The following is a 16607-nucleotide window of genomic DNA, read 5'->3' as shown; positions in this document are numbered from 1 at the left end:
CGCCAGTCTCGAAAATCTACCCGGCGCTGAACGCTGAAAGCCGATGCGTTGGCGCCATACTAGATCGCGACCTGCTGGTCCGTGACGGGAGGCTGCACACCGATCACCTCGGACAGCAGGGCTGCGCGGCCCTGCACGAGTTGCGCCGCGAGCGCCGCGCACTGGTTGCGGATGTCAGGGATGGCCATGATCTCCCAGAACGCGGCGCGGGTCAGCGGGCCGATCGCAAACAGCCGTTGCGACAACGTTCCGTCCGCGTGGATGATCGTGCACTCGGCCGTGACGTCGATGCCGATCCGAAGCGGATCGGGTCGCGCCAGCCCCTGATCGAACAGGCTGCGGACGGCAGGATTGATGGTTGCCCGCGGATCGCGGACGATGCCCGTGCAATCGACGATCGCACCGACCTCGATAGTTTCGGCCTCCGGCCGGCCGCGCCGGCGATAACGAACCCGAGCGCCGCTCGTGCCGCCTTCGATGCCGACCAGTTTGGCAGCCGTCACTGTCAGCTGGCCGTCCGCGATCGCCTCGACGATGCGCGCCTCGACCTCCGGCGCCATGCGGTGCCGATGCACGTCCCACCAAGCCCTGGCATGCTCCAGGAAGCTGCGCTTGGCGGAAGCTGGCAGCTCGCGCCACAGCTGGTGGCTGAAAGGTCTGACTGCATCGATCACGCTGCGCCAGTCGCCGCCCGCCGCCACATGGGCCGCGATGCGTTGCCGGAACCAGCGCAGCAAGGTGCTGGCGCCGGCGCCGAAAGGAATATCTTCCTCCCGGATGGACAGCGGCGCCGTGCGCCGATGGCCTCTGGCCATCAGGCCGCGGCGCGACATCGCGATGATGGGCCCGCGATGACCTTCGCGCAGCAAGGTCAGCACGTAGTCAGCCATGGTCAGGCCGGTGCCGAGGATCAGCACGGCCGCGTCCTTGCTGAAGCCGGGAACGGATGGAGAAATCCAGGGATCGGCGTGCCAAGCCGATCGGGCGGTCGCAGCGTCGTGACCTGTTGCGAGCACAGCGACATCGCCGACGAGACGCGAACCATCGGCCAGGCTGACAGTGACGTTGCCCCAGCCCTCGCTCACCGCGATGCATTCGCCACGGACGATCGTGAGACGCTGCTCGCCGTGCTCCGGCGATAGAAACGGATCCACCAGGCTTGCGATGTAATCGCCATAGAGGCGGCGAGGGACGAAGCAGTAGGGATCGGGGCGGAACGGCGCGGCGTTTGGACTCGTCGACAACCAGCGCCAGAAGTGATCGGGATCGTCGGGCAGGGCGCTCATATTGGCCGCGCGGACGTTGAGGAGATGATCGGCATTGCCCGTGTGATAAGCAAGCCCGCGGCCGATCTCACAGCGCTTTTCGATCAGCGTGACGCGGAAATCGGAATGTGGATGCTGCAGCAGCTGATAGGCGAGCAGCACGCCCGAGGCACCGCCGCCGATAATGATTGCGTGTCGTTCCGGGAAGCAGCTCATCCGAGGCGCCTCGTTCTTTGAGAGCGGCAAACGCGTAAGTTTTATTCTAGCACGCAACAACGCGCCCACGTTCGCATGTCGTTCAAAAAGACGAATATTCTCTTCTGCGGCGTCTTGGCGCGCCTGAACGGCCAGGAACAGCTATCTGCTCGCCCGAACTATTTTGTCCGGTCGTTCGGCCAGCGAGCATGACGCATGCGTGCAGACCGGCGAGCCACGGCCTTTATCGCGGAAACAGCGTCTGCGCGGTATTGGCGGTGCGAGGCCGCGGTGGCGGCAGCGCTGCACTTGGCGGACGCAGCGCATCCACCCGCGGCGAGGGTGCGATCGGCTTCGGCGGCTGCACCGCGGATATCCTCGCCATCTGACGCATCAGCTGGTCCTGACCGGCTTGCAACTGCTCCGCGGCTCTGGCCTGATCGCGGACGACCTGCTCCTGCCCCGCCTTGAGCTGCTCGATCCCGACCTGCAGCTCCGAGATGTCGCGCGCCAGCTTCTGGATCAACGGCATCAAGTCCCGATCGATCGAGGCCGTGGTGATATCGCCATGTTCCGCCGGCCCCTGCACGCCCGATGCAAATGAACCATTCTGCGGCGGCGCCGAGCCCAAATCCGTAGGCTGTACGGGAGGGGCAGGTGGGCGCGCGCTCGATGAAGTCAAATCGGAGGTGGAGACGTCGGCATCGTTTGTTGCCGCCGTCTTCAGAAAAGAGGGCATCCAACGCGCCATGACGGTCGTCATCGGATCCGCGTAATACCAAGCCAGCGCCGCAGTGCTCAGGCTGGCCACCATGAGAACGCCGATCGCGCCCCGCAAAGCCCTGCGGTGTAGCGATCGGCGCAAGCGTGTCGGCGGGACGCCTTTGCCGCCAGCCGGTTCGGTCGAACGGGGGGCTCCGGCTTGGGCCGCGATGTCCGCAAGCCGCTGATCGATCCGCGAGAGCACGTCACGCACGACGCGTTTATACACATCCGTGTAGGAATCCTTTTCTGGCGATAGACCGATCCCGCCCGGATCAAGCTCATTCGCGTTCGGCGTCGATTGCACTGGCATTCCTTTCAGTCCACTGCCCCTCCGGGACTCAAGGGCGCACGTCGGTTCCGAATCGTCCGACAAAACGGCGCGGCGCTTTGACCAAAGCAAGACTGTGGAGTGACAAGTACGAGGCGTTTTCGGACAGACTTACCTTCTGCACCGTCCACAAGGCGCGACAGGCACCCACCGAACTGGTCGAGGGCAGGGGGCGTCCTACGCAATCGCCCGCCCCGGAGCATCCGTCGGTTCGCATTTTAGGTTGTCAGGACATCCACACGTCACGGGCTTGTTGCGTCGCAGCGGTACGTAGTGACCGGCTTGGGGGCTCTAAGTTCAGGGACGACACAATGAGAGTTCGCAGGATGCGGGATCGGCCGGTTCATTCGCTTGCAAGTTCGATCCTTTGCCGGACTCGCCGTATTCTTCCGTTCGGCGGGACCGTTCTCGCGGCGGGGCTAGCTCTTCTCCAGACATCGGCGGCCGCGATTGCTGAACCGAACAACGCTCGGACCGCGACGCCGATCGAGCATCTGCTCGTCATCATCGGCGAAAACCAGAGCTTCGATCATGTTTTTGCCACCTATCGTGCACCTTCGGGCGATCATGTGTCGAACCTGCTGTCGAAGGGCATTGTCGATATAGACGGCCGGCCGGGTCACAACTTCGCGGCCGGTGCGCAATCGAGCGCTGTTGAGACGGGCACGTTCCAACTGGCGCCGGGAAGCAAACAAACCTACGCATTGCTGCCACCGCAAACCACGGGCAACTTGCCGCTAGGCGGAAGCGACACGGCGGGGCCGCCCTTTGCGACGGATGCCGGTGCGCTGGCATGGGAGACGATGTTCTATCACCAGTATGCGCCGCTGTTCGACCCGCACGACATGACCATCGGCGCAAATCCGTTTCCCAAATATGTGCCCGATGGGCGTATCGCCAACGTGAATGCCCTGCCGAACGGGCCCTTTCAGGTGACCGGCTTAACGCCCTACGATTTCTACATAGCCGATCCCAACCACGGCTTCTTTCCGGAGTGGCAACAGGCTGATTGCGACATAACCCATGCCACGGCAGAGAACCCGAGCGGCTGTCTCAATGATCTGTTCCCATGGGTTGAAGCGACCCGCAGTGCCAACGGCATTGGTAGCGGCGGCGTCGCGTTGGGCTTCTACAATGTCGCACGCGGTGACGCGCCATATTTTCACGCGCTTGCACGCGAGTATACGATGAGCGACAACTACCATCAGGCCATGCGTGGCCCATCGTCGCCCAACTGGAACTTTTTCGGTACTGCCGACGAAATCTACTTCAGCGATGGTCACGGCAATCCGGCAATTCCGGATGCCAGCCTGATCATGAATCCCAACCCCAAGCCTGGCGCGAACAATACGCCGATCTACGACGCGGGCACCTTCGTCAATTGTTCGGATCTGAATCAGCCCGGTGTGGCGACGATCCGGGCCTACATTGCTTCATTGCCATATCATCCTGATCCACATTGCGCACCGGGGACCTATTATCACGTTGCCAGCAGGCATCCGGGTTACTTTCCGGATGGAACGATCGATACGCTTGCCAACGCTTTGCCGCCCTCGAGCGTGCCCACGATCGGAGAAAAGCTCAGCCAGAAGGGCATTTCCTGGGCGTGGTATGCTGGTGGATATAATCGCTACGTAGCCGATCCCAATCATACGGCTTCTCCCGGCTATTGCGATAATTGCAATCCGTTTCAGTTCTCGACCGCGGTCATGTCGACGGCCGAGAGCCGCACGGCGCATCTGCGCGACGCAGAAGATCTCATCAGGGACATCCGCAGCGGCAAATTGCCGGAAGTCGCCTTCCTACGTTCGGAAGATGCTCCGAGTGGTCACCCGGACAGTTCCAAGCTCTCTTCCTTCGAAAACTACGCAAAGGTCTTTATCGAGGAGATCCAGGCGCAGCCGGAGCTTTGGGCTCACACCGCCATTCTCGTCACGTTCGACGAAGGCGGCGGCTTCTGGGACTCGGGATACGTCCAGCCCGTCGACTTTTTCGGGGATGGCGTCCGCGTCCCGGCGATTATCGTGTCACCTTACTCGCGTGGCGGTCACGTCGGGCACGTCTACTCCGATCATGCCTCCGTCGTGAAATTCATCGAGCGGAATTGGCGCCTCGGCACGCTGTCCTCGCGAAGCCGCGACAATCTTCCAAATCCGATCACCGGCCGTAATCCGTATATTCCCGTCAATGCGCCCGCGATCGGCGACTTGATGGACCTGTTTCGGTTCGGCCACGATGGTGAGGAAGCCCACCACAAGAACCGGCCTGATGGATGGGACCGCGACCGGGATTGACGCCGGTCGAGCCTTGGCGGCTGCTCATCCTATGCGGTGAGCAGTCCCGGCATGGTCGTTCGCGCACCGTCCAGGAAGGTCCGGATCGCGTCGCGCACGATCGCGTCCAGGTCGGATGGGATCGGTGTCTCGTAGATGAATCTGCGAATGGCGATATAGAAGATGCGTCCGTGCAGGCCCCAGAACATTTCGGTCTCGCGCTCGCTGAGATGGCGCTCCGTAATGTTTGGGAGTCCCAGATCGTGACGCAGTTCGATCGCGGCGGGCTCGATGATCTCGCGGCGGACAAGGTCGAGATAACGGCCGGTGATGCCGAACGATTTCATTCCCGAGAAGACGAAGATCCGGACCCAATTGTACTCGAACACGTGGGCGACATAGTCCAGGTAGAAGCGCGTGAGACGCGCCTCCAGCGGCAGCGCGCGATCGCGGATCAGCGGCGCCCAATCGGGCGACCAGCGGCTGAGATAGACCTCCTGGTAGACGCGCTCGATCAGCGCTTCTTTGCTCGGGAAGTGGCGATAGATCGCCGAATGCGTGATGCCCATGCGCTTGGCGAGCTCGCGAGTCTGGCCTTCGAAGCCGCGCTCGGCAAAGAAGCGGATCGCCTCGTGCACGATCAGCCGCTCACGGTCGGGAGCGCGCATGTTGCGGCGCTGCGGCACGGCCTTGGGGCCCGCCTTGGGGGCTGCCTTGGTCGTTCGCCGGACCGGTCGCTTCGCCTTCTTGTGCGCTTTTCTCGCCATTGACGTCGCTGTATCGCAATTCGCGGCGGACTTCATAGCGCAATCCACATTTGTGACCAAATGGTCAATTCTGGTTGACCCAGTCTCGTCGCCGTGCGAGGATTTTGAGACCAGATGGTTACAAATTTGGCAATCCCCGCTGGCGAGCGGAGGGATCGAGGAAACGGCAGTGAAGGCGAGGGCTTTCAGCTATTTTCGTGCTGAGACGATCGAACAAGCGCTGGACGCCCATGCGCGTGCCGGCGACGACGCGCGTTTCATCGCCGGCGGACAAAGCCTCGTGCCCGCGCTGTCGCTGCGGCTGCAGGCTCCGCGGCTTCTCATCGACATCACCCATATTGCCGAACTGCGCGGCGTCGAGCGTCAAGGCGACTTCTTGCGCATCGGCGCGCTCACGCGTCACTGCGAGATGCTGAGCGAGCCTCTGATCGGGCAGTTCGCTCCGCTGCTACGCGCTGCGGCGCCGTTCGTCGCCCATCCGGCGATCCGCAATCGTGGCACGATCGGCGGCAGCGTTGCGCTCGCCGATCCTGCCTCCGAATTTCCCGCGATAACCTTGGCGCTTGCGGCCGAGATCGAGATCGCCGGGCCGGCCGGCCGCCGGCGGGTGAGAGCCGACGATTTCTTCGTCGATCTGTTCGAGACGGCGCTTGGGCCGGGTGAATTGATCACCGCGATCCACGTCCCGGTGTTCAGGAGCAATCAACGGTTCGCCTTCGACGAGCTGGCGCGTCGGCGCGGCGACTATGCGCTGGTCGGGTGCGGTCTGCTCGCGAGTTGCGAAGGCGACCGCATCGACGACATCCGCATCGCCTTCTTCTCGGTCGGCAATGTGCCGACCCGGGCCAAGACAGTGGAAGCCACGCTGGCTGGAGCCACGCTCGATCCGGCGCGCGTCGCCGCGGCGCAGACGGCGCTGGAGGCGGACCTTGCCCCACCTGAAAGCGACGAGGTGCCGCCGGCGATGCGGCTGCATCTCGCCCGCGTGCTGCTTGGGCGCCTGCTCGGCCGTCTCGGGGAGGGGGCATGAGCGTGATCGGCGAAGACGGGTTGTCTGATGAGATCGACGAGACCTTCCGCGTCCGGCTCGTCGTCAACGGCCGCAAGGTGACCTGCGATGTTGCGCCGCGCGAGACCCTGGTCGACTGCCTTCGCAATCAGCTCGAACTGGCGGGAACCCACGCCGGCTGCGAGATGGGGGCCTGCGGCGCTTGTCTCGTGCAACTCGACGGACGCGCGGTGCATTCCTGCCTGATGTTCGCGGTGCAGGCCGCTGGCGCGCGGGTCGATACCATCGAGGGCCTGTCGGAGAGCGGCGCGATCGGCGATCTCCAGGCTGAATTCCATCGCCGCAACGCGCTCCAGTGCGGCTTCTGCACGCCCGGCATGCTGATCAGCGCCCATGAACTGCTGTCGCAGGTGGCGCGGCCGAGCCGCACGGAGATCCGCGATGCGCTCTCGGGCAACTACTGCCGCTGCACCGGCTACGAGGCGATCGTGGACGCCATCGAGGCGGTGGCGACGGCACGCGCCTCCGCGTCCGGAGACGATGGAGGCGCAGCATGAGTGCGCAGCTGACCTCGCTCGATCGCCCCAATTCCTATATCGGCCGCTCGGTGCCGCGTCCCAACGCCAAGCGGCTGCTCGCCGGGCGCGGCCGCTATGTCAGCGACCTCACTCTGCCGCGTATGTTGCATGCCGCTTTCCTGCGCAGCCCGCATGCGCATGCAAAGGTCGTGTCCATCGATACCGAAGCCGCGCGGGCGCGCGAGGGCGTGCATCTCGTCGCGACCGGTGCTGATCTCGCCAAGATCTGCACGCCCTGGACCGGCACCTTGGATCACTTCAAGGGCATGACATCGGCGCCGCAACTGCCGCTGCCGCTGGATCGCGTGGTCTGGGCCGGGCAGGCGGTCGTCGCCGTGGTCGCTGAGAGCCGGGCGATTGCCGAGGATGCGCTCGAGTTGATCGAGGTCGATTACGAGGACCTGCCCGTCGTTGCCGATGTCGACAGCGCGCGCCAGATCGGCTCACCGTTGATCAATCCGGGTAGCGCCGGCAATGCCTGTTTCCGAAGCCAGCTCGATAGCGGCGGCGTCGATGATGCCTTTGCCGCCGCCGCTCATGTGGTGGAGGAGGAGTTCAGCTTCGGCCGCCATACCGCGGTGACGCTCGAGCCGCGCGCCATCGTCGCCGACTACGATCCCGGCGGCGAGATGCTCACGGTGCATCACGGCACCCAGACGCCGTACCAGTTTCAGGACCTCTATTCGCGCCATTATGGCATCCCGGAAGCCCGCGTCCGCGTCATCGCCACCGACATCGGCGGCTCCTTCGGGATGAAGCTGCACGTCTATCACGAGGACATGGCGGTGGTCGGCCTTTCGATCCTGCTGGGACGACCGGTCAAATACGTCGCCGACCGCATCGAGTCCTTCGTCTCGGATATCCATGCCCGCGATCATCGCGTGCGCGCCCGCATGGCGATCGACGCGAAGGGCGGCATCCTGGCAATAGATGTGCAGGACATCACCGCGATCGGGGCCTTCTCGACCTATCCGCGCACCAGCGTGGTCGAGGGAAACCAGGTGATCCGTCTGATCGGGGCGCCATATGGGTTGAAGGCCTATCGCGCCGCGCTGGAGGTGATCTTCCAGAACAAGGTCCAGACCAGCCAATACCGCGCCGTTGGTCACCCCATCGCCTGCGCCGTCACCGAACGGCTGGTCGACATCGCCGCGGCGCGCGTCGGCCTCGATCCCTTCGCCATCCGCGCGCAGAACGTGATCGCTGACGACGCCTATCCGCAGACATCGCCGACCGGCTACAGGTTCGAGGCGCTGTCGCATCAAGCCTGCCTGCGGCGGCTGCATGCGATGATGGACTACGACGCGTTGCGCGCCGAGCAGGCGGCCTTACGGGCACGCGGCGTCTATCGGGGCATCGGCATCGCGACCTTCGTCGAGATCACCAATCCAAGTCCCGCCTTCTATGGCGTCGGCGGCGCGCGCATTTCGTCGCAGGACGGCGCGATCGTCAGCCTGACACCATCGGGCGAGGTCCGCTGCCTGATCTCGGTCACGGAGCAGGGGCAGGGCACCGAGGCGATCATCAGCCAGATCGTGGCCGACCAGCTCGGGATCGCGCAGGAGCACGTCAAGGTCATCACGGGCGATACCGAGGTGACGCCGCATGGTGGCGCCACCTGGGCCTGCCGCGGCGCCGGCATCGGCGGCGAGACCGCGCTCCAGGCGACACGTGTGCTCAAGCGCAACATTCTGGAGATCGCCGCACTCATCCTGCAGGAGCAGCCAGCGGCGCTCGACATTATCGACGGGCAGGTGGTCGATGCCGGATCGCAGCAGCAACGGCTGCCGGTCTCGGAGATTGCCCGCATCGCCTACTTCCGGTCCGACACGCTGCCGCCGGGCACGCAGGCGCAGCTCACGGTCAGTCATCATTTTGCTCCGCAGGGCTATCCGTTCGCCTTCACCAATGGGATCCAGGGCTGCTCGCTGGAAGTCGACATCGAGACCGGCTTCATCAAGCTCCTGAAGCATTTCGTGGTTGAGGATTGCGGCCGCATCATCAACCCGATGCTGGTCGATGAGCAGCTGCGCGGCGGGGTGGTGCAGGGGCTCGGCGCGGCGCTGTTCGAGGAATGCCGCTACAGCGAGACCGGCCAGCTCCAGAACGGCTCGCTTGCCGACTATCTGGTGCCGATGGCCATGGAGATGCCCGATATCGAGATCGCGCATGTGGAGACACCGACGGAGGACACCGTGCTCGGCGCCAAGGGGTGCGGGGAAGCCGGCACCGCGGCGGCGTCAGCCTGCGTGCTCAACGCCGTCAACGATGCGCTCGCGCCGTTCGATGCCTCCGTCAACGCCATTCCGATCACGCCCACACGCGTCCTGAAGGCCCTCAAGCGATTCTAGAAAAAGCGATATCAGGGAGGAAACCATGCAGAAGTCCGGATCGAGATCGACCCGAATGAAGATATCCCGCCGCACCGCGCTGGCCGGGATGTCGGCCGGCCTTGCGACGTTGGCGATGCCGCGGCTCGGCCGTGCCGCCGATGACACCATCCGCATCGGCTTTCCGACCCCGCTGACCGGCCCATTCGCCGCCGAGGCGCGCGACCAGGTGAAATGCGCCGAGCTCGCGGTCAAGCTCGTCAACGACAAAGGCGGCATCGGTGGCCGCAAGGTCGAGCTCCTGGTGCGGGATGACAAGCTCAATGCCGGCGAAGCCGCCACCCGTACGCTCGAGCTGATCGAGAAGGACAAGGTGCATGCCATCGTCGGTGCGCTCTCCAGCGCCGTGCAGCTCGCGGTCAACGAGGTCACCCGTGCCCGCGGCGTGATCTACGTCTCGATCAGCCAGTCCGACACCATCAACGAGGCCAAGGACTTCAGCAAATACACCTTCCACGAAGCGCTCAATCCGCACATGACGACAGCGGCGGTGGCAGGGAAAACCCTGAAGAAGGGCATGAAGGTCGCGCACCTGGTGGCGGATTATGCCTATGGTCACGAGATGCTGCGCGGCTTCAAGCGTGCGCAGGCGGCGATCGGTGCCGACAGCGTCGGCGAAATCCTGCATCCGTTCGGTGCAGCCGACTACTCCACCTTCATGCCGCGCCTGATGTCGATGCGGCCGGATGTGCTCTGCATCAGCAATTTCGGCCGCGATCAGGCCAATGCGATCAAGCAGGCGGTTGATTTCGGCGTCAAGCAGCAGATGAAGATCGTGGTGCCCGTGATCCTGCACAACCAGCGGCTCGCGGTCGGTCCCGATGTCTTTGAAGGCGTGGTCGGCGGCGCCAACTACTATTGGGGCTTGGAGACGCAGAACAGATCGGCAGCGGATTTCAACGCCGCGTTCCGGGCCGCCAATGGCGGGGCGATCCCGACCGACTACGGCGCCTATGGCTACTCCGGAGTGGCCTCGCTGCTGCTCGCCATGCAGGCCGCCGGAGGCACCGACACCGACAAGGTGGTCGATGCCCTGGAGAAGCTGCAATACGATCTCACCAAGGGGCCGCAGCACTACCGCAAATGCGACCACCAGTCGGTGCAGTCGGTCCTGGTGTTGGAGTCCAAGAAGAAGTCCGCCATGGCGAACGACAACGATCTGTTCGCGATCCTCGCAAACGAGGCGGGCGCTGACGACATGCTGCGGAGCTGCAGCGAGCTCGGCCACGCCACCTAAGCCGCGCCGATGGACCTGTCGCTGATCATCATGCAGCTGCTCTCCGGGATCGCGCTTGGCGCGGTCCTGGTGATCACCGCACTTGGGCTAACGATCGTGTTCGGCATGCTCGGCGTGGTCAATTTCGCGCATGGCGCGTTGTTCATGATCGGAGCCTATGCGGGACTGTATATTGCCTCTCTCACCGGAAGTTTCTGGTGGGGGCTGTTGCTTGCTCCGATCCTGATCGGCGCTTTCGGCATGCTGATTGAGTTCGCCCTGATCCGCAGGCTTTACGGCCGCTCGACCGACGATCCGCTGTTGCTGACGTTCGGCCTCAGCTACGTCCTGGTCGAGGGCGTACGGATCGTGTTCGGCAGCGACGGCGTGCCGTTTCCGACCCCGTCGCAGCTTATCGGCGTGGTTGATCTCGGCATCGGCTTCTTCCCGCGCTACCGGCTTTTCGTCATCGTACTGGTCGCCATTGTCTTGCTCGTGCTCTGGCTGCTGTTGGAGAAGACCCGGGTCGGCTTGATCGTGCGCGCGGGCGCGCGCGATCCCACCATCATGCAGGTGCTCGGCGTCGACATTGGCCGGGTGTGGCTGGCGATCTTCGGACTCGGCGTCGCGCTGGCCGCCCTGGGCGGCGTGCTGGCCGGACCGATGCGTAGCGTCAACCCGGAGATGGGGGCCTTGGTGCTCGCGGAGGCGTTCGTGGTTACCGTGATCGGCGGGCTCGGCTCCATCGTCGGGGCGGTCGTCGCGGGCCTCATGGTCGGCATCTCCATCAGCATGGTGGCGCTGTTTGCGCCTGAAATGGCGACCATCGTCATGTTCGCGCTGATGGCCATCGTGCTGTTGATCCGCCCGCAGGGCCTGTTCGGCGTGAAGGGTAGGGCCGCATGACGTTCCGATCCGACGAAGCGATCGCCAAATCCGCGCCGGGCGGACTCGCTTGGCTGCTGGACCAGCGGGTGCTGCTCTCCATCGCGGTCCTTGCGGTGCTGCCATGGCTGCTGCCGTCCAAGGCCCTGGCCGTCAACGTCCTGATCTACGGCGTCGTGGTGATGGGCTACAATCTCCTGTTCGGCTACACCGGCCTGCTGTCGTTCGGCCAGGCCGCCTTTTTCGGTTCGGGCGCTTATCTTACGGGCATCGCGATCGGCCGTTATGGCATGCCGTGGTTTGCCGCCGTCGCGATCGCAGTTGCGCTGAGCACGGCTTTGGCCGCGGCGATCGGCATGGTGTCGACCCGAACCCGCGGCATCTACCTGTCCATGGTGACGCTCGCGCTTGCCCAGCTCGTGTATTACGTGGCGCTGCAGGCCTCCTGGATCACGGGCGGCGAGAACGGGTTGCGCGGCTTCACCGTCGATCACATCAACCTGTTCGGCCTTCAGATCAACTTCCTCGATCCCGTCAACAAATATTACGTTCTGATGGCGTTTGCCGCCGCGGCGATGTGGTTCCAGTCACGGATCCTGAACTCGCCGTTCGGCGCGGTCATCGAGGCGATCCGCGAGAACGAACAGCGGGCGCGGGCCTGCGGCTATAATGTCGAGCGCTGCAAGCTGATCGTGTTCATGCTGTCGGGGGCGATCTCCTCGCTCGGCGGCTGCATGCTGGCGCTGCATCTGTCGATCGTGCCGTTGGACATCCTGCACTACCAGACCTCGGGCATGATCGTGATGATGGTCCTCTTGGGCGGCGCGCGGAGCTTCTTCGGCCCCTTTGTCGGCGCTGCAACCTTCCTGATTTTGGAAGACGTCATGTCGCTGTGGACGTCGCATTGGCAGATCTTCGTCGGCGCGATCTTCGTCCTCTTCGTCCTGTTTCTGCCCAAGGGTATCTGGGGCACTTTGCTCGACACAATCTCGATCGCAAGGACACGCCGATGAGCGGCGAACTGCTTCGCGCGGAGGCGATCGGCAAACGCTTCGGCGGCTTTGTCGCCCTGCAGGATATCAGCGTGTCCTTCGCAGCCGGCCAGCTCACCTCGATCATCGGGCCGAACGGCGCCGGCAAGAGCACGTTCTTCAACATTCTCTCGGGCGCATTATCGCCGTCTTCGGGCAAGCTGCACTTCAAGGGACGCGAGTTGAGCGGGCTGGCGCAGCACCGCTTCGTGCACCAGGGCATCTCGCGGTCCTACCAGATCACGAACATATTCGCCGATCTCTCCGTGCATGAGAACGTGCGCGTGGCGGCCCAGGCGCTCAGCGTCAGCTATGACATCTGGCGCAATCGCACGCGATTGCCGGAGCTGAATACCCGCGCCGATGCCGCCCTCGAGGCGGTCGGCCTGCTCAGCAAGCGCTGGGTGCAGGCGAAATTCCTCTCGCACGGCCAGCAGAGAGCCCTGGAGATCGCGATCGCGCTGGTCTCCGAACCGGAGCTTCTCTTGCTCGACGAGCCGACGGCGGGCATGGGGCCGGAGGAGACCAAGGACATGGTTGCGCTCCTGGAGCGGCTCGCCGAGCGGCGGACCGTGCTTCTGGTCGAACACAAGATGAAGATGGTGCTCGGCCTCAGCAAGCGCGTCGTGGTGCTGCATCATGGCCGGCTGCTTGCGGACGGCACGCCTGACGAGATCAGGAGCAATCCGGAAGTTCGCCGCGTCTACCTTGGACAGAGTGAAGGCTATGGCTGAGACTCCATTGCTTCAGATCGAGGATCTTCACGCCTGGTACGGAGCCAGCCATATCTTGCACGGCATATCCCTGCACGTGAACCAGGGCGAGGTGGTAGCCCTCGTCGGTCGCAACGGCGCGGGCAAGACCACCACGTTGCGGGCGGTGATGGGATTGATTCCGAGGGCGACGGGTCGCGTGCGCTTTGGGGGGAGGGAGCTGCTGCCGCTGCGCGCCCATCAGCGCTTTCATCTCGGGCTTGCCTATGTCCCGGAGGAGCGACGGATCGTCCCTGGCCTCTCGGTGCGTGAGAACCTGCGGCTGGGTCTCGTCGCGGCCGCAGGAGACATCGATGAGCGCCACGCGATCGATACGGTGGCCGAGACGTTTCCGCGCCTGAAGGAGCGCCTCGATCAGGAAGGCGTGACACTGTCCGGCGGCGAGCAGCAGATGCTGGCGATTGCCCGCGCGCTGATCGCAGACCCCAGGATGATTCTGCTCGACGAGCCGTCGGAAGGCATCATGCCCGTGCTGGTCGAAGAAATGGGCGTGCTGCTCCGCCGACTGCGCGACCAGGGCAAGACGCTGCTCCTGGTCGAGCAGAACGTCGAATGGGCGCTACGCCTTGCAGACCGCGCCGTCATCATCGACCAGGGCGAGGTCGTTCACGAGAGCAGCGCTGCAGCATTGCTTGCAGACAAGGACATCCAAGAACGATATTGCGCAGTCTGATCGCGATCCGGCCGGGGCCAGTCATCGAGCTCCTTGTCCGATCCGGCACATAGGCAGCCGAAAGAGCACCGAAGCAGCCGCAATCGCAAATCCCGAAAAGTTGCCGCCGAAGGAGGTGCGGAGGACACGCCAAGCCCGATGTCGTCTCTCGCTGCATCGGAGTCAGCGCGGCGGAAACGGGTAGGCCGTTCAGGCACGTTCTTCCGCTTCCATCGGAGTCGATGCTGGTTCGATCGGAGTCAACTGGCCGCGATGACGCTTCCTTCGGAGTCGCTCTGGCCCCGGCTGCCGCCTGAGAGGAGGGTAGCTTTGGGCCCAGAGCGGTCATTCTGAGAGATGTGCATGTCAGAGAAGGGCCGTCTGCGGACACATGCATCGCAAAAATAGGCGGGCTGAGAGCGTTCTCATAATAGCCAGCGTAACAATACCATCCGAGTGGGCAAACTCTACGGATTAACGGTTAAAGCCCCGGCGTGAAAGCCGGGGCTTTGCCAACACGCTATATGCCGGAGAGATCAGTACCGCGCGACCACTGCCGCCGGATTGAAGAGATAGCTCGCGCGCAGGACGACGGTGCTCATGTTCGTTTTGACGTCCTGCGAATAGAACGTCGGTGCGCCGGGAGCGCCTGCCACGGTCGAGACCGTCGCATTCGAGTGGTTCTTGGTGTCGAAGCTGTAGTAGTCGTACTCCACGCCGAACACCCAATTGCGCATCCACTTGTACTCGACGCCGACGCCTGCGGTCCAACCATTGTGCCAAGCCGAGCTGTCCGAGAAGTGTTGCAACGTCGCCGGTAGCGGGAAGAAGTCCTCGGCATGTGTCTTGATGTGACCGGCCGCATAACCGCCCTTGCCATATAGCAGCCAGTCGTTCGTCGGTGCGAAGCCGGCTCGTCCGACGATGGTGGCATATTGGTCGATCTTCGAATTCAGGCGAGTGTTCTGACCTGCAAACACCGGATCCACAATAATGCCCGTGCTGTTCTTGACGCCGGATCCGGAGTACGTGCCTTCAATGCCGAGCACGAAGCGATCCCATTGCCAATTGTAGCCGGCCTGGATACCGCCGACGACATTGGCATCACCCCACCCGGTCGAGCGAGAAAGCCCCGGAAGCAGGAAGTGATCGCCAGTCACGGGGATGCCGGTGAAGGTCGTATCGGCCCAGCCAGCACCGACGTTGCCGCCGATGTAGAAGCCCTGCCAACCCGGCACCACGGGCGGAGCCACCATCGGCCTCGCCTTGACGGCCATGTCCGCCGCAGACGCGGTTCCGATGATTGTAATCGAGAGAAGCGAAGCGGCGAACGCAAGTCCAATTTGTTTCTTCATGGCCCCCACCCAATGCATCGAAATATTTGATAACAAAAGATTAGCGAGACGACGCGTGCATGGCCACGCGGGAACCCTCGCCCGACGTAGATTCCGGTTGGCTTTTCGCGCCTCAGTTGCATGAACGCCACATAAATAGGCGAGCACTGTTGTCGTATTGTATCCATATGCACTTAGTTGCGCATATTTCAGTTCCAAGGTCGGAACTATGACTCACCCGAAGCTGCCCGACTCATTCACGCAACGAAAAAGCCCCGGGAAAACTCCCCGGGGGCTTTCGTTCATCGATTCGCGGCCGCTGAAGCTCAGTAGCGCGCGATGAGCGGCGCGTCGAACTTGTAGCTCGCGCGCACGACGGCCCACTGAATGTCGCGCGGCTTGGCATCGAAGGTGTAGTTACCCGAGGCGCCGCCGAGCTGATAGGTCTGGCTGCCGAAGGCAGCGTAGTTGTATTCGAGGCCGACGATCCAGTTGCGGGTGATGCCGTATTCCCAGCCGGCGCCGACGCGGCGGAAAAGGGTAGGCCGTTCAGGCACGTTGTTCCGCTTCCATCGGAGTCGATGCTGGTTCGATCGGAGTCGGCTGGCCGCGATGACGCTTCCTTCGGAGTCGCTCTGGCCCGAGCGGCATCCGAGGAGGGCGCTCCAATTGACGTGGAGGAGGCGATCCGGGCTTTCCGGGGACAAAAATGGCGGACTGTGTGCGAGAAATTGAGCGCCGGTTAGGTCGCGACGTTCCGGAAACGTTCGTGGCGGATGTCAGACAAGCAACGGCATTGGCGTTCGATGCCGAACTGAAGCCTGTCGAAGGAATCCATGGAGCCATAGGCGCTGTCGCCGAGAAGCCGGCTTGGATAAAGCTCAAACTTTTCGAGTGAACGCTCAATCATGCGCTTGGCGGCCAAAACTTCTGCCTGCCGGATCGCCGTGGTCGCTTCGACATCGACGATGATCGCATTCTCGACGTCGACCAGATAGTTCGTCGAGTAGGCGGAGAAGGCTTGGCCGCCGTGCGCTCCCGTCGAGCGCGCCGCCGGGTCGGAGGGCGACACAAACTTGGGCGTGACCTCCGTCGAAGCGGAAAGACTCAGGTCGAACGAGAAACGACAGCCCGACGTGAACTGCC

The 16607-nt window shown here is 63.5% G+C and carries 14 protein-coding genes and 1 pseudogene; 9 read left to right on the top strand and 6 right to left on the bottom strand.

Annotated features, from left to right (window positions below):
• Nucleotides 1-59 precede the first annotated feature (59 nt).
• Nucleotides 60-1481: an FAD/NAD(P)-binding protein gene (locus QX034_RS29345; protein ID WP_315703913.1), complete on the bottom strand. Its 1422-nt coding sequence runs from the start codon at nucleotides 1479-1481 to the stop codon at nucleotides 60-62.
• 223 nt (nucleotides 1482-1704) lie between these two features.
• Nucleotides 1705-2535, bottom strand: coding sequence for a hypothetical protein (locus QX034_RS29340; RefSeq protein ID WP_315703914.1), 831 nt, complete (start codon nucleotides 2533-2535; stop codon nucleotides 1705-1707).
• Between the two features lie 344 nt (nucleotides 2536-2879).
• Here QX034_RS29340 and QX034_RS29335 point away from each other — a divergent pair, with 344 nt between their 5' ends.
• A complete protein-coding gene (locus tag QX034_RS29335; protein ID WP_315703915.1) occupies nucleotides 2880-4847 on the top strand; it encodes an alkaline phosphatase family protein in 1968 nt (655 codons plus the stop codon).
• A gap of 29 nt (nucleotides 4848-4876) precedes the next feature.
• On the opposite strand, the gene QX034_RS29330 is transcribed toward QX034_RS29335, so the two are convergent.
• On the bottom strand, nucleotides 4877-5494 hold the full coding sequence (locus QX034_RS29330) for a helix-turn-helix domain-containing protein (RefSeq protein ID WP_315704286.1): 618 nt from the start codon (nucleotides 5492-5494) through the stop codon (nucleotides 4877-4879).
• 268 nt (nucleotides 5495-5762) lie between these two features.
• Here QX034_RS29330 and QX034_RS29325 point away from each other — a divergent pair, with 268 nt between their 5' ends.
• From QX034_RS29325 to QX034_RS29290, 8 genes are read left to right on the top strand one after another with little or no spacing between them, the layout of a single operon-like run.
• Nucleotides 5763-6623 carry a xanthine dehydrogenase family protein subunit M gene (locus QX034_RS29325; RefSeq protein WP_315703916.1) on the top strand — a complete coding sequence of 287 codons (861 nt, stop codon included), beginning with the start codon at nucleotides 5763-5765 and terminating at the stop codon, nucleotides 6621-6623.
• A complete protein-coding gene (locus QX034_RS29320; protein ID WP_316196214.1) occupies nucleotides 6620-7159 on the top strand; it encodes a (2Fe-2S)-binding protein in 540 nt (179 codons plus the stop codon). The genes QX034_RS29325 and QX034_RS29320 overlap by 4 nt, the downstream gene beginning before the upstream one ends.
• Complete coding sequence (locus QX034_RS29315) at nucleotides 7156-9531, top strand: xanthine dehydrogenase family protein molybdopterin-binding subunit (RefSeq protein ID WP_315703918.1); 2376 nt, start codon at nucleotides 7156-7158, stop codon at nucleotides 9529-9531. The genes QX034_RS29320 and QX034_RS29315 overlap by 4 nt, the downstream gene beginning before the upstream one ends.
• 25 nt (nucleotides 9532-9556) lie before the next feature.
• Nucleotides 9557-10807, top strand: coding sequence for an ABC transporter substrate-binding protein (locus QX034_RS29310; protein ID WP_315703919.1), 1251 nt, complete (start codon nucleotides 9557-9559; stop codon nucleotides 10805-10807).
• A 9-nt stretch (nucleotides 10808-10816) separates the two neighbouring features.
• Nucleotides 10817-11692 (top strand): branched-chain amino acid ABC transporter permease, encoded by an 876-nt coding sequence (locus tag QX034_RS29305; RefSeq protein WP_315703920.1) that lies wholly within the window; start codon nucleotides 10817-10819, stop codon nucleotides 11690-11692.
• Nucleotides 11689-12684, top strand: coding sequence for a branched-chain amino acid ABC transporter permease (locus tag QX034_RS29300; protein WP_315703921.1), 996 nt, complete (start codon nucleotides 11689-11691; stop codon nucleotides 12682-12684). The genes QX034_RS29305 and QX034_RS29300 overlap by 4 nt, the downstream gene beginning before the upstream one ends.
• The gene (locus QX034_RS29295; RefSeq protein ID WP_315703922.1) at nucleotides 12681-13436 is read left to right on the top strand and encodes an ABC transporter ATP-binding protein; all 756 of its coding nucleotides are present in this window, start codon (nucleotides 12681-12683) and stop codon (nucleotides 13434-13436) included. Before QX034_RS29300 ends, QX034_RS29295 begins: the two co-directional genes overlap by 4 nt.
• Entirely contained in the window at nucleotides 13429-14148 is a 720-nt protein-coding gene (locus QX034_RS29290; RefSeq protein WP_315703923.1) for an ABC transporter ATP-binding protein, read from the top strand. Before QX034_RS29295 ends, QX034_RS29290 begins: the two co-directional genes overlap by 8 nt.
• 515 nt (nucleotides 14149-14663) lie before the next feature.
• Here the strand turns inward: QX034_RS29290 and QX034_RS29285 are convergent.
• The 3 genes and pseudogenes from QX034_RS29285 to QX034_RS29275 all read right to left on the bottom strand — a co-directional run.
• Complete coding sequence (locus QX034_RS29285) at nucleotides 14664-15482, bottom strand: outer membrane protein (protein WP_315704287.1); 819 nt, start codon at nucleotides 15480-15482, stop codon at nucleotides 14664-14666.
• Between the two features lie 305 nt (nucleotides 15483-15787).
• Nucleotides 15788-16018 (bottom strand): outer membrane protein, encoded by a 231-nt coding sequence (locus QX034_RS29280; RefSeq protein ID WP_409977495.1) that lies wholly within the window; start codon nucleotides 16016-16018, stop codon nucleotides 15788-15790.
• Nucleotides 16019-16299: 281 nt separating this feature from the next.
• Nucleotides 16300-16554 (bottom strand): annotated as a pseudogene (locus QX034_RS29275) (IS5/IS1182 family transposase); the annotation flags it as partial.
• Nucleotides 16555-16607: the final 53 nt, after the last annotated feature.

This window comes from Bradyrhizobium sp. SZCCHNR3119, from assembly GCF_032487775.1.
Classification (GTDB): domain Bacteria; phylum Pseudomonadota; class Alphaproteobacteria; order Rhizobiales; family Xanthobacteraceae; genus Bradyrhizobium.
This window is presented reverse-complemented; position numbering and strand designations above follow the sequence as displayed.